The organism is Floridaenema aerugineum BLCC-F46 (genome assembly GCF_041929345.1).
GTDB classification, from domain to species: Bacteria; Cyanobacteriota; Cyanobacteriia; order Cyanobacteriales; family Aerosakkonemataceae; genus Floridanema; species Floridanema aerugineum.
The window spans coordinates 1-18,631 of record NZ_JBHFNQ010000212.1 but is presented as its reverse complement, the minus strand read 5'-3'; the positions used below and the strand labels follow the sequence as shown (position 1 = coordinate 18,631).

Sequence of the window (18,631 nt, the reverse complement as noted above, 5' to 3'; positions counted from 1 at the left end):
CTAATTTAAGGAACGGCTGAGGCTGAGTTATAATCGGCTTTAGGGAGTTTCGGGAGGTTTATTCGGTATCGGGAATCCCGAAACTTTCCCGACACTTTTTGGCAAAATTTCTTACTTATGCCAAAACCAAGGTTTTGGCGATAAATCAATAAAGCGAATCAGGCAATTGGTTGAAGCATTACTAGATTATGCTTTGAATGATAGCGATCGCATCTCCAGACTTCACGCCAGTTGGAAAGACAACAGCACACACCTAAGCGTTACAGCTACATTGGAAGCGTTGCGACACTTGCTGCGGGATAAAGATGGGTTTAAACCAACGGAAAAAACATCAGACAAACAAACTCGGTTGTATATCGGTGAGGTGTTACCAATGTTTGAAGAATTACAAATACAAAAGAGTATTGCCGAGACTAACTACGATTTAGCCCAACTTTATCGTCAACGTAATAACACCGAACTCGCCCAACAACATTACAACACCGCCCATCAAATCTTTCAACAATTAGGTGCGGCAAAAGACATAGAAAAAATCGAGAGAGAATGGGAGCATAATTAGTAATTAAGTATTTTCTGGCATAATCAAAGGAATCGCTTCATTTCTATTCTGGCGGTAAATTAAAAAATCGCGATCGAAAGTTAAAATAGTACTTCCAGAATACTGTTCAGCCATCCGCACTAAACAAGCATCAGCCAAAGACATTGGTACAGACTGGTAAAGAGTCATTAGTTCATTAATAATCTCAGCTTCTTCTTGCAAGCAGAAGGGTATTTGAATGAGTCCGCTGTTAACTAAAGCGATCGCCGCCTGCTGTCCAGGGTAAAAATTTCGTAAGAGAAAACAAGCTTCTGAAAGTACTGCTTCACAAGTCAACAAAGGTGCTTTAATTGTTGTTAACTCTATCTTTACCCATTGATGAAATTTGTCTCGACGATTGAGAGAAGCCACCAAAGGGCCAGTATCTAACAATATACGCTGCCTCATTCGTTTCCATACCCATTCAGATACTTTTTGTTAGTAGCAAGATCGCTTGGTGCATCAACACAACCCACCCATTTTTGGGCAAGGGTTAAAAAAGAAGCAGATTCCCTTTCGCTTAACAGTTGACTTAACGCACCCTGGATGTCGGGGGTGCGGAGTGGGGGTGTCAAAAAAGAAGCAGATTCGTTTACCTGTTGATTAGAAGATTCATCTGGCAAAGTCTTAGATTGTAAAAATTCTACAAAATCTAAAACTTCTTGCTGTTTTTCTGGGGAAAGGGTTTGCAACTTTTGGATTACTAACTGTTCTATGCTCATAATTTTTAGCGCTAAAGCGCAACTACGTACTGAGGATTTTTTTTACCACAGATATCCACAGATGAACACAGATTAACACAGATGTAAGGTTAACCTTACACTTTAGTAATTAGCCAGATTATCCTTAACCCAAAAGTTTGTAGAGACGTTATATATAACGTCTCTACATCAGAAATCCCAGTCCCCAAATTCTAATCTAATTCGTCTTCGCCAATGTCAGATAATGCTGGGGGTTCATGTTCTGGGGTTCGCAACTCTTCTACTAATGCTTGCACTTCTGCGGGGGGTGGGGGAGTGAAGCGGGAAACGGCTAAAGTGACGATGAAATTGAGTATCATGCCGACTGTGCCGAATCCTTCGGCGGAAATGCCGAACCAAGGTTGCATTCCACCGAATTTGACGCTAAAGATGTAGATGGTGGTGATCACTAAACCTGCGATCATCCCGGAAATTGCACCTTCCCGATTAGTCCTTTTGTCAAATACACCCAACACAATAATTGGGAAAAAGCTAGCTGCTGCTAATCCAAAGGCGAGGGCGACTACTTCAGCGACAAATCCGGGCGGATTAATGCCAAAATAACCAGCAACAACGATCGCAATTCCTACAATTACTCTACCGACAAATAGCCGTTTCGATTCCGACGCACCCGGATCGATCATTCGATAATAAACATCATGGGCGATCGAACTGGAAATTACCAACAACAACCCGGAAGCAGTGGATAAAGCTGCTGCTAATCCACCTGCGGCGACAAGGGCGATTACCCAAGGGGCGAGTTTGGCAACTTCTGGGGTGGAGAGTACCACGATATCGCGATCGATCGTAATTTCACTGGTTTTTTTGTCCGGGGTTAATTGAAAGCGCCCATCGCCGTTTTTGTCCTCAAACTTCAATAATCCCGTATTTTCCCACTTTTTCGCCCAGTCGAGTTGTTGTACCTGGGCAACTGTTTTGTTATTCAAGCTATCAATTAAGTTGTAACGGGCAAAAGATGCCAAAGCGGGGGCGGTAGTATAAAGAATAGCAATGAACAACAACGCCCAACCAGCCGACCAACGAGCCGCTTTTACATCGGGAACTGTGTAAAACCTGACGATAATGTGCGGTAAACCAGCTGTTCCCACCATTAAGGTAATAGTGAAAAACAACACATCAATCATTGGTTTGTTAGCAAAAGGTTGGGTGTAAGCGGGAAAACCTAAATCAGTTTGGATGGTGTTGAGTCTTTCAATGATATCGCTGAAGGTGAAACTAAGTTGCGGAATTGGATTATTTGTGAGCAACATGGAAATTGCGATCGCCGGAATCAAATAAGCCACAATTAACACTGCGTACTGGGCAACCTGAGTCCAAGTAATGCCTTTCATGCCTCCTAAAATGGCGAAAAAGGCAACAATTACCATGCCAATAACTACTCCGGTATTGATATCTACTTGCAGAAAGCGGCTAAACACAATTCCCACTCCGCGCATTTGTCCAGCAACATAAGTTAAAGACACGAAAATTGCCGCAATTACTGCTACTAAACGAGCTACGTTAGAGTAATAGCGATCGCCAACAAAATCTGGCACAGTATATTTCCCAAACTTGCGGAGATAAGGTGCCAACAACAGCGCCAGCAACACATAACCCCCTGTCCAACCCATCAAAAAAATCGAACCATCGTAACCCAAAAAGGAAATAATTCCCGCCATCGAAATAAACGAAGCGGCAGACATCCAATCAGCCGCAGTCGCCGCCCCATTCGCTAAAGAAGGCACACCTTGATCGGCAACAAAAAAGCCTTTTGTATCTTTAACTCGCGAGTGCCATCCTATATATATGTAAACAATGAATGAAAGGATGACTAATACAACCGTCCAAGCTTCTGCTGACATTATTAAACCTCAAAAATTGTGGTAGTTGGTAATTGGTAGTTGGAGACTGGGGACTGAGGACTGGGGATTGGGAGAGTTTTGAATTGTAGGGGCGGGTTTAGAAAAAAATCTGTGGTCATAGCAGTAAAATTAACAACAAAACCCGCCCTTACAGAATTTTGAGTTAAAGAACTTACCTTGTTCCCTTGTCACCCCAGTCCCTAGTCCCCAGTCCCCAGTTCCTAGTCCTGTTCGGAATCACCGTTTCTTCTCAAATATTTGCGATCGATCTTTTCCATTCGGTAGGCATAGTAAAAAATCAATCCCACAAATACGTAAATCGAGCCTTGTTGTGCGATCCAAAAACCCAGAGGAACACTACCGATCCTCAAGTTATTGAGAGGTTGGACGAATAATATGCTCAATCCAAAGGAAACTACAGCCCAAATGATTAATAAGTTGCGAATCAACGCTGTATTTGCTCGCCAATAGGCGCGTTGGTTGTTTTGATTCATTGTGGTTATTAAAGTTGTAGATTATATTGTGTAGCAATCAGTTTACATCGCAGATACACGATCGCTTGTGACATTTCAGTAAGTTCTGTGTTGTTTTGTGTTTAAACTTGGAGCGCAAATATTTATTGGAAAAAATTGTATTAAATAGTACAGTAGTTATTACGAATTTCTTTATGTTCTTGAGTCATCTGTATGGTGCTGATGTTGCCTTGGAACAAATACTCGATCGCATTAGAGAATTCACCCTGCAAATTAACCAGTTCCTTGACTTGAATGAGATTTTGAGCCTCACGGTGCAGGAAGTTCGGGAAGTGTTGGGAAGCGATCGGGCGATCATCTATCGTTTCCTACCTGAAGGAGATGGAGTAGTAGCAGAAGAATCTGTAAGTCCCGAATGGCAATCAATTCTCGGACAACTGATTTATGACCCTTGCTTCAATGCCAAATGGATAGCGCAATATCGACAAGGACAAATTGGCATTTTAGAAGACATTGATGCTCAACCTCTAGAACCTTGTTACAAAAACTTATTAATTAATTTACAAATCCGAGCGAATTTGGTCGTACCAATTCTGGTGACGCGCCAACCACCTCAAGGTAATGCTACTAGTTCTCCTGATATTTGGGGTTTACTAATTGTTCATCAGTGCAGCAGTCCGCGCCAATGGAACTCTTTGGAAATTAAATTTCTGCAATTGATTGCAGCACAATTAGGAACTGCTTTACAACAGTTAGAAATGCAGCAGCAATTACGACAACAGAATAAATCTTTGGAAAGAGAACAAGTTATTTTACAAGCACATCAAGGTATTGAAGAAGAATTGCGCGGTCAGGAAGCTCTTTTACGTTCCATGACTGATAGTTCTAATTTGGGGTTTTATGTTGTGAATAACCGCAACGATGAAATTTTATATTTTAATCACCGCTTTTGCGAAATTTGGGGGATTGAACATTTAGCAGACCAAATCCAGCGAGGTGAGATAAAAAATAATGATATTATTCCTGATTGTGCGCGGTTAATTGCAGATGTTCCTGCTTTTGCCGAGAGTTGTAAACCTTTGCAAAGTGAAGAAAACCGGATCACAATTGAAGATGAAATCCTGTTTGTAGATGGGCGAACAATTCGCCGTTTTTCTAGCCAAGTTCGGGATATTTACGATCGCTATTTTGGCAGGTTATATATATTTGAAGATATTAGCGATCGCAAACAATTAGAAAAATCTCTCCGCTTAACCGATATCTCTTTTGAATCTGTATCTCTTGCTGCCACTTGGTTGGACAAAAATGGCAAAGTTTTGCGCGTCAATCAAGCTGCTTGCCAAGCACTCGGTTATTCTCGTACCGAGTTAGAGTCAATGCAAGTTTATGACTTCGATCCAGATTTTTCTCAGGAGTTATGGTCAACAGCTTGGCAAGCACTCGAACAATATCAACATATTACCTTTATTGCCCGACATCAAAGAAAAGATGGTCAGGTTTTCCCTGTGGAAATAAGTGCTCACTATGTCAAGTTTAATGATGAAGAATATAGTTTGGCCTTTGCCGAAAATATTAGCGACCACATCGAAATGCTAGCCGCACTACATGAAAGTGAAACCCGCTGGCAATATGCCTTAGAAGGAAACGGAGATGGAGTTTGGGACTGGAATATTCAGACAAATGAACTTTTCTTTTCCCGGCGTTGGACAAAAATGCTGGGATTTGCCGAATCTGAAATGGGCAATAATTTAAATGATTGGGAAAAATTGGTTCATCCTGATGATATAAAGCAAGTTTATCAGGAAATTGAAAAGCATTTTCGCAAAGAAACTGAACAGTTCATTAATGAATACCGACTGCAATGTAAAGACGGAACTTATAAATGGATTTTAGCTCGCGGTAAAGTTATTGAGTGGGCAGAAAATAATCAACCGTTGCGAATGATTGGGACGAATACTGATATCACTGAACGCAAACTTATGGAAGAAGCTTTGCGAGAAAGTGAACAACGTTATCGTTCTTTGATTACAACAATGGCAGAAGGGATTGTCTTACAGCAAGCTGATGGAACAATTACCGCTTGGAACGATAGTGCAGAAAGAATTTTAGGGCTAACTGCCGATCAAATGATGGGGCGAAGTTCGATCGATCCCCGATGGCAAGCAATACAGGAAGATGGTTCACCTTTTCCGGGAGAAACTCATCCCGCAATCGTAACTTTACGCACGGGAGAACCACAATTTAATGTCATCATGGGAGTTCACAAACCTAATGGCAATCTCAACTGGATTTCGATTAATTCTCAACCTTTATTTCGCCCAAATCAAACTCAACCTTATGCTGTAGTCGCATCATTTACTGATATCACAATTCGCAAACAAGCAGAAGAAACTTTAACACAGCAAGCGGAAAGGGAAAGAATGATTTATGCGATCGCTCAACGCATTCGTCAATCATTAGATTTAGAGCAAATTTTAAATACCACAGTTGATGAAGTGCGACATTTTTTGCAAACTGAACGAGTAATTATCTATCGGTTTAATCCCGATTGGAGTGGCATAGTAGTTAAAGAATCAGTTGGCGAAGGTTGGATGAAAATTCTCAATATGGAAATCACAGATACTTATTTTGTCGAGAGAAAAGGAAAGTTATATGAGTACAATACAATTCGAGAAATTTCAGATATTTATCAAGCAAATTTTGATCCTTGTCATATAGAATTATTGGAAAAATTGCAAGTAAGAGCTAAGTTAATTGTACCTATTTTACAAGGTGATAATCTTTGGGGTTTGTTAGTAGCACATCATTGTAGTTCCCCTCGTCATTGGTATCCTTGGGAAAGCGAATTGCTGCAACAATTGGCGACACAAGTAGCGATCGCAATTCAACAATCAGAACTGCATGAACAATTACAAAATGCGAACAAACAGCTAGAAAATTTAGCATTAATCGATCAATTAACTCAAGTTGCTAATCGCCGTTGTTTCGATCGCGCACTCTCTAAAGAATGGACTCGTTTAATCCGCGAACAACGTCCTTTATCATTACTTCTTTGTGACATTGATTATTTTAAACAATATAATGATAACTACGGTCACACCGCAGGCGATATTTGTTTACAACTTGTCGCCCAAGCCCTGAAAAAAGGGGTGCAACGTCCGCTCGATTTAGTAGCCCGTTATGGTGGCGAAGAATTTGCCATTATTTTACCCCATACTGATAGTAAAGGTGCTGCAAAAGTTGCCCAAAAAATTCATCGTTATATCCAAGAATTACATCTTCCTCATGTTGCTTCTTCTGTCTCAAAATTTGTCACAATCAGTGTTGGGATTGCTACAATAATTCCCACTGCCAAAACAGTTCCTTTAGCTTTAATTGAAGCAGCAGATCGCGCCCTTTACCAAGCCAAATTAAACGGGCGTAATCGTTTCTTTATCGATGTTAATTCCCCATAAATTTTGATGCCTAATCCTTACTTTCGCTTTAAAAAGTTTACGGTATTTCACGATCGTTGTGCCATGAAAGTCGGCACAGATGGCGTTTTATTAGGTGCATGGGCAAACATCACCAACACCCAACAAATTCTCGATATTGGCACCGGAACAGGTTTAATTGCATTAATGTTAGCCCAACGTTCGATCGCCCAAATTGACGCAGTAGAAATTGATTTAGAAGCCTATAATCAAGCCAAAGAAAATATCAATAATTCCCCTTGGTCAAATCGCATTCAAGTATATCATAATTCCATCCAAAATTATGCAATTAATTGCCCAAAACGCTACAATTTATTAATTACCAATCCCCCATTTTTCACCAATGCCTCTAAAGCTGCGATCGAAGCCAGAACCATAGCGAGACATAGCGATTCCCTAGACCAAATTGAAATATTACAAATTGCCGAAAAGCTACTTTGTGAAGATGGCAGATTAGCCATAATTTACCCAACTCAACAAGCAGAAACATTTCAAGAAAAAGCCGAAACTTTTGGGTTTTATTGTCAAGGAAAACTTTACGTTAAATCAACCTTAGAAAGTCCAATTAAACGCATATTATTAGAAATTGGTAAAAATCAATTAGACTATCAAGAAAGCACCTTATTAATAGAAACAGCGAGACATATTTACAGTGCAGAATTTGTGGAGTTAATTAAAGATTTTTATTTGAAGTATTAACAAACACACATTTTTTCTGTATTCCCTAACGCTAGAAAAACAACTATAATTTTTAGTCCATTAAAATGGACTTGAGCTATTAGCCTGCGAATTAATTCGCAGGTGGGCTTTTGTTGCAGTTTCATTTTTATGTTGATTCAAGGTAAAGTTTAATAGCTACAAAATAGCGAAAAAGTGGGAACAACGCCTACCAAAAAAACCTGCTGCAAAACAAAAAGTCAGTGAAACAAATTCAAATTAGGTACGTTGTTGCGCTGAAGCGCTAAATCTGGCGAAGACAGCGCAACAACTTACCTACTATCACGTTTCTGTTCGCCAATATTTTTTTCGCTCTACCTTAAAAAACTAAGCGCAACTTTAATATAAAATACTTGAGTTAATGAAAAATAACTCTCAGGTGTAATGGCAAATTTACCAGATGAAACCTTAACAACTATTCTTTACTTGCAGCGAAGACTGTTTCAAATTATTAATCAAGCTAGTGCAGCCGAATTCAATCTGGCTGAAGAATATGGTGAAACAGAAGCGACTTTAGGGGAACTAGAAGAACTCAAAAACGTAATTGAACGTGCTAGGACTTCTTATACTCGACTGTATAGGTTAGTATTACTGGTAGGGGAGTCTCAACCAATAGCTGATTCTGCTACCATTAATTTACTGGAGCAATCAATTGCACAAGCAGAAGCGACTGCTGATGCTTCTGAAGCAAGCACTCAAGAAATTAAAAGAAATTGGAATTTACCATGAACACAAATCCCAAAATACCGGATGCAGAAACACGCGCAAACTCTGTGGCGCGTTTGCGGGAAGTTTGTTTAATGTTTGATGCACTAAACATGACATTAGATGAAGCTATTGCTAGTGCAGAAGCACATATTAGAAACAGTTCTCTTAACCGTCGTCGTCAAGAGAGAGGAAATAAATTAATTGAAGCATATCGGCAAAATCAGAAATTAGAAAATAGTTGAACATTGTGAGAGTGCGAGGAAGAGTTACACTCTACTTTGGAAGATTTGACCAACAATACTGCAATTTATCTGCTAATTCCCAATCATCAGGAGGAACAATATTAAATTGAATTTCCGCAAATCTGAGAATTTGCAGTCCCGCCAAAAGTCCCTGGGCGTTTACCCAACAAATCCCACCGGGATAATCTAATAAATGTTGTGTGGCATATTGAATCGCCAACTCAGTTTTCCCCACTCCCCCCATCCCATTAATCGCCGCAATTACCACTTGGCTATTGTTTTGTAAAAGTTGGTGTAATTCTGTTAGTTGTTTGTCTCTTCCGACAAATTCGATGGAGTTGCTGGGAGGGATGTTTTCGGGAGTTGATCCCCCCTGTCCCCCCTTAATAAGGGGGGTAAAATTAGATCCCCCCTGTCCCCCCTTAACAAGGGGGGGAGAATTTGATCCCCCCTGTCCCCCCTTAACAAGGGGGGGAAAATCTGATTCCGCTTGTCCCTCGTTAAGAATGGGGGTAGTGGCTGTAGATTGTTCGTCTGTGGTGATTTCTTGCCAATCTAAGCCCAGGTTTTTGCAAAATTCGACAAAATTGATATAATCTACAGCTTTGCCGTTAAAGAACTTGCTAGCGGTAGCATAAGCTATTCCGATTTCCGTTGCGAAAGCTTTGACGCTAGGAAAGCCACACCGCTTTAGGGCTAGTTTAACTTTTTTAATATGTGTTGGGGCAACTTTTAGCGATCGCGCCATAACCAGATTTTCAGCGTATTAGTTATATTTTGGCATTGTTTGGGCGATCGGCCCGATCCGCCTGCGATTCAATTATTGTAGGGGCGAAGCATTTGGGCGATAAATTTTGCAAATTACTAAAAATCTTTGTATCCAAATGCTTCGCCCTGTCTCGGCGCAAGATTTAGATATAGGTTGTCTGTGGGGCAGGGCGAAGCATTCGGAAAGTTATATTTTGGTTGAGTTTCATAAATTGTCGCCCGAATGCTTCGCCCCTACAAAATTTCTATCCAATACAGCATTTCACATTTATTCGTGTCACCCAAAATATTGGTATCCCAAAAGTTATACACAAGTTATATAAACGCATACATTTGTTAGCTTCAAACGCATTGATCAGCCGAGTTTGATGAAAGAACATCAAACAGGTTAAAAAAATGAAACCAAATCAAAAACAAATCAGGTGTATTATCATCTTTCTTGTAACAACAATTGTCGGATTTATCGCTCCGAGTTTTTGCACAGGTTTGCAAGTCTGTATATTAGTTTGGGATTTGTGGGAAAATTGCGATCGCTAATCTCCCTTAATAAATCAGGGCGGGTTTTGATTTAAGTCCTATTAGTGAGAATTGAAATACTTTCGCTAAACCCGCCCCTACCGTTATAATCAACCTCTGGCAAAAGTCCAAAATAATATAGACATTTTTTGTTTTCTTCAGGTTTTGGGGCTAAAAGGCAACTACATACTGTGAACTAGTAGCTACAATAGTAAGGTTGAACACTCAACACCATTACTGCCTTTTTGCTTTTGAATCATGCCATTGCCTGTAGTCGCTATTATCGGTCGCCCTAATGTGGGCAAATCAACCATTGTCAACCGTTTGGCAGGGGGAAAAGATGCTATTGTTCATGATGAACCAGGAGTAACACGCGATCGCACTTATCGGCGTGCATACTGGTGCGATCGAGAATTTACCGTTGTTGATACTGGTGGTTTAGTTTTTGACGACGACACCGAATTTTTACCATTGATCCGCGAACAGGCAATGGCAGCATTAGCCGAAGCAAGTGCGGCTATATTTGTAGTTGATGGGCAAGCAGGGCCAACAGCAGGAGATGAAGAAATCGCAGAATGGTTGCGAACTCAAAAAGTACCAATTCTTTTAGCAGTTAATAAATGCGAATCTCCCGATCAAGGTTTAACTCAAGCTGCCCAATTTTGGGAATTAGGATTAGGCGAACCTTACCCTGTTTCTGGGATTCATGGTAACGGTACAGGGGAATTACTCGATCGATTAATTACCTATTTGCCACCAATTGAAGAAGTAGACGAAACTGAAGAAATTAAAGTCGCTATTGTCGGTCGTCCGAATGTGGGAAAATCAAGTTTATTAAACGCTTTTGTCGGGGAAAATCGGGCAATTGTTAGCCCAATTTCGGGAACTACTAGAGATGCGATCGACACAGTTATTCAACACAACGAAAAACAGTTTCGGTTAATTGACACCGCCGGAATTCGCAAAAAGAAAAACGTCGAATATGGCCCGGAATTTTTCGGCATTAATCGCGCTTTCAAAGCTATCCGTCGCGCCGATGTCGTCCTATTAGTAATTGATGCCATAGATGGCGTTACCGAACAAGACCAAAAATTAGCCGGACGCATTGAAGAAGAAGGTCGCGCCTGTGTAGTTGTCGTCAATAAATGGGATGCAGTAGAAAAAGATTCCTACACCATTTATGATTATCAAAACGAACTACAATCGCGGTTGAATTTTATGGATTGGGCTGAGGGAATTTTTGTTAGTGCCCAAACCGGACAAAGAGTAGAAAAAATCCTCGATTTGGTAGAAATAGCCGCTGCTGAACATAAACGTCGAGTATCCACTGCGGTAATTAATGAAGTAATCGAAGAAGCCTTAAGATGGCATAGTCCACCTGTTAGCCGTCAAGGTAAACAAGGCAAACTTTATTATGGAACACAAGTCGCCAGCGAACCACCAACGATCGTACTTTTCGTCAACGATCCCGAACGTTTTAATGATAACTATCGCCGCTATATTCAAAGCCAATTTCGTAAACAATTAGGCTTCAAAGGTACACCATTACGGTTACTTTGGCGAGGCAAGAAAACCCGTGAAGTAGAAAGCGGCAGTAAAAACCGTGCAACTAGAGTTTAAAATTGTTCATCGTTCTTGGTAAAGAGATATCTATAAAACCGCTCCAGACGCAGAGGACGCAGAGAGAAGAAAAGGAGGAGTTAACATCAAATATCTGTGTTCATCTGTGGTAAAAACAGATAACCTCTATATACCATCTGCGTTTATCTGCGTTAATCTGCTTACATCTGCGTACTAAAAAAGAACTCATGCAAAAACAGATAACCTCGATATACCATCTGTGTTTATCTGTGTTTATCTGTGGACATCTGTGGTAAAAAAAAGATTTGAGACTTTTGCAATGACTCAACTAACCAATGACAAAGGACAAAAATGGATCTACTAAAAACATTACCTTTAGGACTCTACTTAGAACAACCAATTACTTGGTTACATAAACTCGATCCCAGAGTAAAACTTGCTTGGTTAATGAGTTTTTTATTTGCGCCAATTTTGGCAAATTCTCTGTTGCGAATTGGCTTAGTATTATTATTAATCTTACTGACATTAACAGCCAGAATTCCTTTGCGAGTGTGGAAACAACAAATGGGTTGGTTGTTAATTTTAAGTTGTCTGGTGTTTATTTTAAGCACGATCGCACCCGACGGACTAGCAGTAAGCTATCAACCAAGACTCCCCGAAAATGGGGTAATTCCTGTTACTCCCCCGACTGAGCAAGCAAGAAACAACCAAACTCCACAAATTCCCCAAGCACAAAAGCCAAAATCAAAAGCTGGGGATTTTTCGGAATATAATTACATTCTATTCAAAAGCGGCCCATTTACCGTTACTCGCAGGTCTTTAGAGTTAGCAATTCGCGTTAGTACTTTGCTATTTACCTTAATTTATAGTACCAACTTGTTCTTATTAACGACAGCATCCGAAGAAATTACCACCGGAATTGAAAGTTTAATGCAACCGCTGCGAAAATTAAATTGGCCTGTAACCGAAATTGCGCTAACATTAACGTTATCTTTGCGGTTTATTCCGTTAGTATTAGAAGAGATTCAGAACTTAGTGCGATCGATCTGGACAAGGGCAATTAATTGGAAAAAACTAGGCATTCGCAGAAGTATCAAAGTTTGGTTGATGGTAGCAGAAAGGCTATTACAAAACCTTTTGTTACGCGCCGAACAAATTTCTAGCGCCATGAAAGTGCGCGGTTTCACTAGCCCAAATCAACATCAAGTAAAATGGCATCAACTGCGATTTTTAAGAATAGATTGGTTAGCAATGGCAGGATTAGCGGTATTTTGGGGAATGCGCGTAATTTGGGGTAATGGGGAGATGTGAGAAATTTTAGTAACAAAGGACACCATTAATCATCGCTGATCATTCGTTGTAAAATAGCAATCTGTTATTGTCATCAAATGACCCTAATTGCTATAGAGTAATTAAAGAGTAATAGAAATTAACTACTTTGGATAGCCAGGGTAAAGATACAAGTGCTTTGTTTGGTGAAAGATGCAAGCAAAAAGTTTATACTCCTTTAGAACAAAGCGTTTGCTATTTTATCCAACAGCTGCACTCATCCATACTGTCCTGCCATGTCAACCGATTTTCGATTTTCGATTTTCGAGAAAGCCCCACCCACAAGGGGACAAAGCTCAAAAACTCTGGATTTTAGATTTATTCCGCCCCACTTTCGGTTGGGGCTTGCACCCAAAATCCCAAATCCCAAATCTAAAATCTAAAATCTAAAATCTAAAATTGCTAGTCAATTTTTATAGCTGAAACCGTTATTAATTATCCCACTTTGACGAATTAATGAGTAACGAGACTTACCTAAATCATCCTACATTTGGCCTGCTTTACCGAGTTTGCGTGTTGGAGGAACATAAAGAGTTGTATACCACACTCTATGCCCAGCGTCTGTTTTTTTTGGTAATGACCTCCGTTGGTGGACTAACCTGCGAACCAATTAGCCGTTCTGATTCGCGCTTATTGGTAGAAAATCGCCTTAGAATGTTAAGGCGTGCAGGTCAAACTGAAGAATACGATAAGCTGATGTTGATTCACCAGCGCACTTTTCAATGAGTTCCTCTCAATTGTTTACCACTATTAGCGATCGCATCGCCACAATTCGCCAACAATTACCAGAAACCGTTCGCTTAATTGCTGTTAGCAAACAGGTATCAGTAGAGGCGATGCGGGAAGCATACGCAGCGGGCATTCGCGACTTTGGTGAAAGTCGTGTCCAAGAAGCCGCAGCCAAACAATCTCAACTGCAAGATTTACCCGATATTAGTTGGCACTTAATTGGTCATTTACAAACTAACAAGGCGAAAAAAGCCTTAGAACATTTTCAGTGGATTCACTCCCTAGACAGTTTGAAGTTAGCGCAAGCATTGGATCGTTTGGCAACATCTTTGTCCACAAATCCTCAAGTTTTGCTGCAAGTAAAACTGCTACCCGATCCCAATAAGTATGGTTGGACAGAGGAGGAACTTTTTCAGGATTTACCAGCACTTAATCAGTGCCAAAACATACAAATCAAAGGGTTAATGACAATTGCCCCCCAGAATTTAACCGAAGGGGAAATTTTGAGCTTGTTTCAAAATACACGCTCCCTAGCGGCGAAAATTCAGCAGCAAAATTGGTCGCATATTCAAATGCAACACTTGTCAATGGGAATGTCTGAAGATTATGATTTAGCAGTCCAAGCAGGTGCAACAATGGTACGCTTAGGACGCACACTATTTGGAGAACGTTCTTGAGATCGAATGGTGTTAGAGACTAAGAAAGCTGTAAACTAAAGAAAAAATTTATTTCTGGAAATGCAGCATTGATTATTCTGGTTCACCTGTAGAATTAAACCAAGCATTCGCTAATATATTTGCAGCGTCAAGACGTGATAAATAAAATAGGGTGCTTTTTCGGTTCAGTACCTTAGTTTAAATCGTCGAAGCGAACCTCAGCCCTGAAGTCGGGTAGCCTTGACTAATGCAGGTGTACTCCCACCAGTGGAGTTGGGCGTAGCTTCTCTATAAAACTCTCGCTCTCGAAGACAAATCTTCCCCAGAGCAGCCAGTCTTGAATTGTGTCACATTTAAAGTCTGGCATACGTCACTGAACTCTAGTTTCAATGGAGTGTAAAAAACCGTGAATATCTTTAGCAAACTCAAGGATTTCGTTGGTCTTAATGAACCAGCGAGTTACGAGTACGATGAATACGACGAGGCAGACGAAAGAGGTAAGTACCAAAACAGTTACCAAGAACAGAATACCCAACCAACTACAACGGAAGAAGACAGTCGCCAACGTCGTCGGTTACGCGATCGCATGAGTGTAGTACCAGAAACCACAAACACAAATACAAATATTGGCTCAACAATGAACAACGTGATTGGAATGCCTGGAGTTAACAATGGCTTTTCGGAAGTGCTGGTAATGGAACCACGCACTTTTGAAGAAATGCCCCAAGCAATTCAAGCTTTGCGGGAACGGAAATCAGTAGTATTAAACCTGACCATGATGGACCCGGACCAAGCGCAAAGGGCTGTAGACTTTATCGCAGGTGGTACTTACGCGATCGATGGTCATCAAGAAAGAATTGGCGAAAGCATCTTCTTGTTTACTCCTAGCTGCGTACAAGTTAGCACCCAGTCTGGTGTAATTCACGAAGTACCTCAAAATCCACCAGCACGTCCGGCTCGGACAACTCCTACACCCACCTGGACAAATACCACTGAGCAACGTTTCATTCAGTCTCTTTAAGTAGGTACTAGGTAGTAGGTAGTGGGGAGTGGGTAGTGGGAAAAGTTGCCTTTTTGAGTCTCTTAATTGCAAAATTAACACTTAAACCCGCTACTTACTACTTAAATTTCATAAGACTATTGACAAATAACAAATGACTTGTAAGTTTGGTGTGATTGGCGGCGGGGTAATGGGAGAAGCTCTCTTATCCCGCTTAATTAATCTGGGAATCTATCAAGGTTCGGATGTTTTAGTTAGCGATCCTTTACCTTCACGGCGCAGTTTTTTAGCGGATAAGTACGGCGTTGGGGTAACAGGTGAAAATCGGGAAGTGGCGGCATCTACTGAAGTGTTATTTTTGGCAATTAAACCGCAGGTATTTGAGACGGTGGCGATCGAATTATCCGACATTTCCCCATCTTCGTTAATCATTTCGATTTTAGCGGGAGTGCCTTTAAGCAAGTTAGAAGCAGCATTTCCCCAGCAACCTGTAATTCGCTCAATGCCGAATACTCCGGCGACGGTAGGGGTGGGGATCAGTGCGATCGCACCCGGTAAGCTAGTAAAACCGGAACATCTCGAAGCAGCAAAACGCATCTTTCAAGCTGTGGGCGAAGTGGTGGAAGTTCCCGAAACTATGTTGGATGCGGTGACTGGACTTTCGGGATCGGGCCCCGGTTATGTGGCAATATTAATTGAAGCCTTGAGTGATGGTGGGGTAGCTGCGGGTTTACCGAGAGCGATCGCATCACAATTAGCATTACAAACTGTATTGGGTACAGCCCAACTTTTGAAAGAATCAGGAATGCACCCAGCTGAGTTAAAAGATAGAGTAACTAGTCCGGGTGGTACTACAATTGCGGGAATTGCTGAGTTAGAAAAAGCAGGTATGCGATCGGCAATTATTGAAGCAGTCAAAGCCGCTTATTGGCGATCTAAAGAGTTAGGAGGTTAGGAGGTGCCCCAGGGACTCCAGGGGAGAGAATAAATATTTTTTCAAAGGGTAGATATCCGCATTTCATCTGCTTTCATCTGCGTTTATCTGCTTTCATCTGCGTTCTAAAATTAATCTAAATCAAGAAGCAAAAATCAAAGCTTGTTGAATGTCTTCTTCTTGCAATTCTGGGAACTCTTAGTTGTTACCAAAGAAATGCCTGCTAAAGATATTTTTCACGAATCGGTTAAGGTAGCTTTGCAGAAGGATGGCTGGACAATTCTGCGAGAAGATTGGTATATTGAAGTTGATTCCTTGGGGTTAGCTGTTTATATAGATTTGGCTGCCCAAAAGTTTATTCAAGCCGAGAAAGATGGGCAGAGGATAGCTGTAGAAATTAAAAGTTTTCTGAGTGAGTCAAACATGACGGCTTTCCAAAAAGCTTTGGGACAATTTCTAGTTTATGCGAAAGCCGTAAGAAAACAACTATTAGAATGGACAGTTTATTTAGCAATCCCTGTAGATATTTACAACGGCTTTTTCTTGAAATTTGAGTTGATCTGGGAAATAGTTGAGGAGTACGATCTAAAGCTAATTGTTTTTAATCCTGCAACTAAGGATATTGTTTTATGGAGAAACTAAATTATTACGACTTAGTGGAAACAATTCTTCAGCAGTATGGAAATATTACAGTGGGGGAAGGAACAGAAGTTGAATTAATCGCAGATAGAAAGAATGGACATTATTTAGTCATGTTTGTTGGTTGGCGGAATGAAGTTCAGGTGTATGGAAGTTTGATTCATATTGATATTAAACGGAATCAGATTTGGATTCAGCAAGATGGTACTCAAGAGGGAATTGCTCAACAATTAGTGGCAGCGGGTGTTCCTCAAAGTGATATTGTGTTGGGTTATCGATCGCCCTTTGTACGTCAATTTACAGGGTTTGCTGTCGGAGTAGAAAACCAATCTGAAATTAAGCCGCTAGAAGAAATTAAGAGTTAGGTAATAATGGCAGACAACGAATCCGAATTTTTCTTGGCTCAACCGTCACTGCTGCACCTCGTTCTAACTCTTCCTCACATTCACTAATCACTCTTAATAACAACTGAGTCAATGCTTGAGCGCGTAACCTTTCAATCCGAACTCGAATCACTGATGGAGAGATTGCTTCATCAAGAGCTAGTAATGTGTGAAAGTCTGCATCAAGCGTCACAATAACACGCTCTTCTTCTCTTGCTTTTTGAATAATTTCTGCATCTTCAGCGGCGGATAGCGCAATTTCTCCAACGTGAATTGTGTCAATCCCCACATCACGTAATAATGCTGCCGCAGAGAGTGGTAAACCCTGATCAAGCAACAGTTTCATAACAGTTGGGTAGCTCTATAATGCGATCGTCTAAATAAGAAGATGCAAAAATCAAAGCTTGTTGAATGTCTTCTTCTTCTAATTCTGGGAACTCTCGGAATAGTTCTTCTCGTTCAGGATAAGTTGCCAATAACTCAATTACCCGACGAACAGTAAGACGAAGATTACGAATGCAGGGTTGTCCGTTCATGCGATTCGGATTACTGGTAATTCGGTCTAATTTCATCGTAAATTGCCTATTTTCCGTTGTTGACTTTTGATGTTTAACTTCCCTTTAAACTTTGCTCGGTTTTAGTTGCTAATTTTTGTCTAATTTTCGGTTCTGTTCCAGCAATTAACCAGTTACAAAAATTATACCTCCCAACCTCCAGCAACAGATTCATCCTCTGTAGGATTTGAAATAAGGTTAAGAAAGTTTTGTAATAACCCTTCACGAACCTTAGCGTCTGTCAAGATGCTTTCAGGATGAAACTGAACTCCCTGAATCCATCTATATTCACGATGTTGAAGACCCATAATTAAGCCATCTTCCGTTCTGGCAGTAACTTCTAACACTTCGGGTAAGGTTTCTGCCTCAACAATCAGCGAGTGATAGCGAGTTGCCATAAAGTATCCGGGTAAGCCAGCAAAAATACCTTTTCCTTGGTGATAAATTGGTGAAGTTCTACCATGAATTGGCTCAGGTGCTAAGATAACACGACCGCCAAATACTTCACCAATTGCTTGATGTCCCAGACAAACACCAAGAATAGGAATCCCAGGCCAAAATTCTTCTTCATGCTCATAACTTGGCCCTAGATCCCTAATTAAATCCATTGTTATAGTTCATAAAACCATAGACAAATATCTCAGGTCTTATTTTGTAGGTGTTACCCTAACTGGGTGAACTACTACACCCTCTATCCCATTGCTCGCAGAGCGTTTGGGACTGCTTGTAGTCTTTTACTCGTCCCCTTTA

At 40.7% G+C, this 18,631-nt stretch carries 21 protein-coding genes and 1 pseudogene; 14 read left to right on the top strand and 8 right to left on the bottom strand.

Features of this window, described 5'->3' with window-relative positions:
• The first annotated feature begins 67 nt into the window (after positions 1-67).
• Complete coding sequence (locus ACE1CC_RS28955) at positions 68-559, top strand: hypothetical protein (RefSeq protein ID WP_413273914.1); 492 nt, start codon at positions 68-70, stop codon at positions 557-559.
• A gap of 3 nt (positions 560-562) precedes the next feature.
• Here the strand turns inward: ACE1CC_RS28955 and ACE1CC_RS28950 are convergent, their stop codons facing one another.
• The 4 genes from ACE1CC_RS28950 to ACE1CC_RS28935 form a co-directional block, all read right to left on the bottom strand.
• Positions 563-985, bottom strand: a complete 423-nt coding sequence (locus ACE1CC_RS28950) for a type II toxin-antitoxin system VapC family toxin (protein WP_413273894.1) — start codon at positions 983-985, stop codon at positions 563-565.
• The gene (locus tag ACE1CC_RS28945) at positions 982-1,299 is read right to left on the bottom strand and encodes a DUF2281 domain-containing protein (protein ID WP_413273893.1); all 318 of its coding nucleotides are present in this window, start codon (positions 1,297-1,299) and stop codon (positions 982-984) included. Before ACE1CC_RS28945 ends, ACE1CC_RS28950 begins: the two co-directional genes overlap by 4 nt.
• Positions 1,300-1,490: 191 nt before the next feature.
• Positions 1,491-3,179 carry a sodium:solute symporter family protein gene (locus ACE1CC_RS28940; protein ID WP_413273892.1) on the bottom strand — a complete coding sequence of 563 codons (1,689 nt, stop codon included), beginning with the start codon at positions 3,177-3,179 and terminating at the stop codon, positions 1,491-1,493.
• Between the two features lie 221 nt (positions 3,180-3,400).
• A complete protein-coding gene (locus ACE1CC_RS28935) occupies positions 3,401-3,673 on the bottom strand; it encodes a DUF4212 domain-containing protein (protein ID WP_413273891.1) in 273 nt (90 codons plus the stop codon).
• 173 nt (positions 3,674-3,846) lie between these two features.
• Here ACE1CC_RS28935 and ACE1CC_RS28930 point away from each other — a divergent pair, with 173 nt between their 5' ends.
• The 4 genes from ACE1CC_RS28930 to ACE1CC_RS28915 all read left to right on the top strand — a co-directional run bounded on the left by ACE1CC_RS28930 (position 3,847) and on the right by ACE1CC_RS28915 (position 8,792).
• Positions 3,847-7,107 carry a PAS domain S-box protein gene (locus tag ACE1CC_RS28930; RefSeq protein ID WP_413273890.1) on the top strand — a complete coding sequence of 1,087 codons (3,261 nt, stop codon included), beginning with the start codon at positions 3,847-3,849 and terminating at the stop codon, positions 7,105-7,107.
• Between the two features lie 6 nt (positions 7,108-7,113).
• Positions 7,114-7,824: a tRNA1(Val) (adenine(37)-N6)-methyltransferase gene (locus ACE1CC_RS28925; protein ID WP_413273889.1), complete on the top strand. Its 711-nt coding sequence runs from the start codon at positions 7,114-7,116 to the stop codon at positions 7,822-7,824.
• Between the two features lie 402 nt (positions 7,825-8,226).
• Positions 8,227-8,571: a hypothetical protein gene (locus tag ACE1CC_RS28920; protein ID WP_413273888.1), complete on the top strand. Its 345-nt coding sequence runs from the start codon at positions 8,227-8,229 to the stop codon at positions 8,569-8,571.
• The gene (locus ACE1CC_RS28915) at positions 8,568-8,792 is read left to right on the top strand and encodes a hypothetical protein (RefSeq protein ID WP_413273887.1); all 225 of its coding nucleotides are present in this window, start codon (positions 8,568-8,570) and stop codon (positions 8,790-8,792) included. The genes ACE1CC_RS28920 and ACE1CC_RS28915 overlap by 4 nt, the downstream gene beginning before the upstream one ends.
• Positions 8,793-8,823: 31 nt before the next feature.
• On the opposite strand, the gene ACE1CC_RS28910 is transcribed toward ACE1CC_RS28915, so the two are convergent.
• A complete protein-coding gene (locus ACE1CC_RS28910) occupies positions 8,824-9,540 on the bottom strand; it encodes a hypothetical protein (RefSeq protein ID WP_413273886.1) in 717 nt (238 codons plus the stop codon).
• Positions 9,541-9,956: 416 nt separating this feature from the next.
• Here ACE1CC_RS28910 and ACE1CC_RS28905 point away from each other — a divergent pair, with 416 nt between their 5' ends.
• The 9 genes from ACE1CC_RS28905 (at position 9,957) to ACE1CC_RS28865 (ending at position 17,309) form a co-directional block, all read left to right on the top strand.
• The gene (locus ACE1CC_RS28905) at positions 9,957-10,097 is read left to right on the top strand and encodes a hypothetical protein (protein ID WP_413273885.1); all 141 of its coding nucleotides are present in this window, start codon (positions 9,957-9,959) and stop codon (positions 10,095-10,097) included.
• Positions 10,098-10,334: 237 nt separating this feature from the next.
• On the top strand, positions 10,335-11,696 hold the full coding sequence (gene der / locus ACE1CC_RS28900) for a ribosome biogenesis GTPase Der (protein WP_413273884.1): 1,362 nt from the start codon (positions 10,335-10,337) through the stop codon (positions 11,694-11,696).
• Between the two features lie 312 nt (positions 11,697-12,008).
• A complete protein-coding gene (locus ACE1CC_RS28895) occupies positions 12,009-12,968 on the top strand; it encodes an energy-coupling factor transporter transmembrane component T family protein (RefSeq protein WP_413273883.1) in 960 nt (319 codons plus the stop codon).
• Between the two features lie 474 nt (positions 12,969-13,442).
• Complete coding sequence (gene pipX, locus ACE1CC_RS28890) at positions 13,443-13,712, top strand: transcriptional coactivator PipX (protein WP_413273882.1); 270 nt, start codon at positions 13,443-13,445, stop codon at positions 13,710-13,712.
• Positions 13,709-14,392 carry a YggS family pyridoxal phosphate-dependent enzyme gene (locus ACE1CC_RS28885; protein WP_413273881.1) on the top strand — a complete coding sequence of 228 codons (684 nt, stop codon included), beginning with the start codon at positions 13,709-13,711 and terminating at the stop codon, positions 14,390-14,392. The genes pipX and ACE1CC_RS28885 overlap by 4 nt, the downstream gene beginning before the upstream one ends.
• Before the next feature lie 385 nt (positions 14,393-14,777).
• Positions 14,778-15,392, top strand: coding sequence for a cell division protein SepF (locus ACE1CC_RS28880; RefSeq protein ID WP_413273880.1), 615 nt, complete (start codon positions 14,778-14,780; stop codon positions 15,390-15,392).
• Positions 15,393-15,525: 133 nt separating this feature from the next.
• Positions 15,526-16,326, top strand: a complete 801-nt coding sequence (gene proC, locus ACE1CC_RS28875; protein ID WP_413273879.1) for a pyrroline-5-carboxylate reductase — start codon at positions 15,526-15,528, stop codon at positions 16,324-16,326.
• 195 nt (positions 16,327-16,521) lie between these two features.
• Entirely contained in the window at positions 16,522-16,947 is a 426-nt protein-coding gene (locus ACE1CC_RS28870) for an element excision factor XisH family protein (protein WP_413273878.1), read from the top strand.
• On the top strand, positions 16,935-17,309 hold the full coding sequence (locus tag ACE1CC_RS28865) for a XisI protein (RefSeq protein WP_413273877.1): 375 nt from the start codon (positions 16,935-16,937) through the stop codon (positions 17,307-17,309). The genes ACE1CC_RS28870 and ACE1CC_RS28865 overlap by 13 nt, the downstream gene beginning before the upstream one ends.
• On the opposite strand, the gene ACE1CC_RS28860 is transcribed toward ACE1CC_RS28865, so the two are convergent.
• The 3 genes and pseudogenes from ACE1CC_RS28860 to ACE1CC_RS28850 all read right to left on the bottom strand — a co-directional run.
• Complete coding sequence (locus ACE1CC_RS28860; protein ID WP_413273876.1) at positions 17,299-17,673, bottom strand: DUF5615 family PIN-like protein; 375 nt, start codon at positions 17,671-17,673, stop codon at positions 17,299-17,301. The genes ACE1CC_RS28865 and ACE1CC_RS28860 overlap by 11 nt on opposite strands.
• Positions 17,657-17,899 carry a DUF433 domain-containing protein gene (locus tag ACE1CC_RS28855; RefSeq protein WP_413273875.1) on the bottom strand — a complete coding sequence of 81 codons (243 nt, stop codon included), beginning with the start codon at positions 17,897-17,899 and terminating at the stop codon, positions 17,657-17,659. Before ACE1CC_RS28855 ends, ACE1CC_RS28860 begins: the two co-directional genes overlap by 17 nt.
• A 125-nt stretch (positions 17,900-18,024) precedes the next feature.
• Positions 18,025-18,474 (bottom strand): annotated as a pseudogene (locus ACE1CC_RS28850) (anthranilate synthase component II); the annotation flags it as partial.
• Positions 18,475-18,631: the final 157 nt, after the last annotated feature.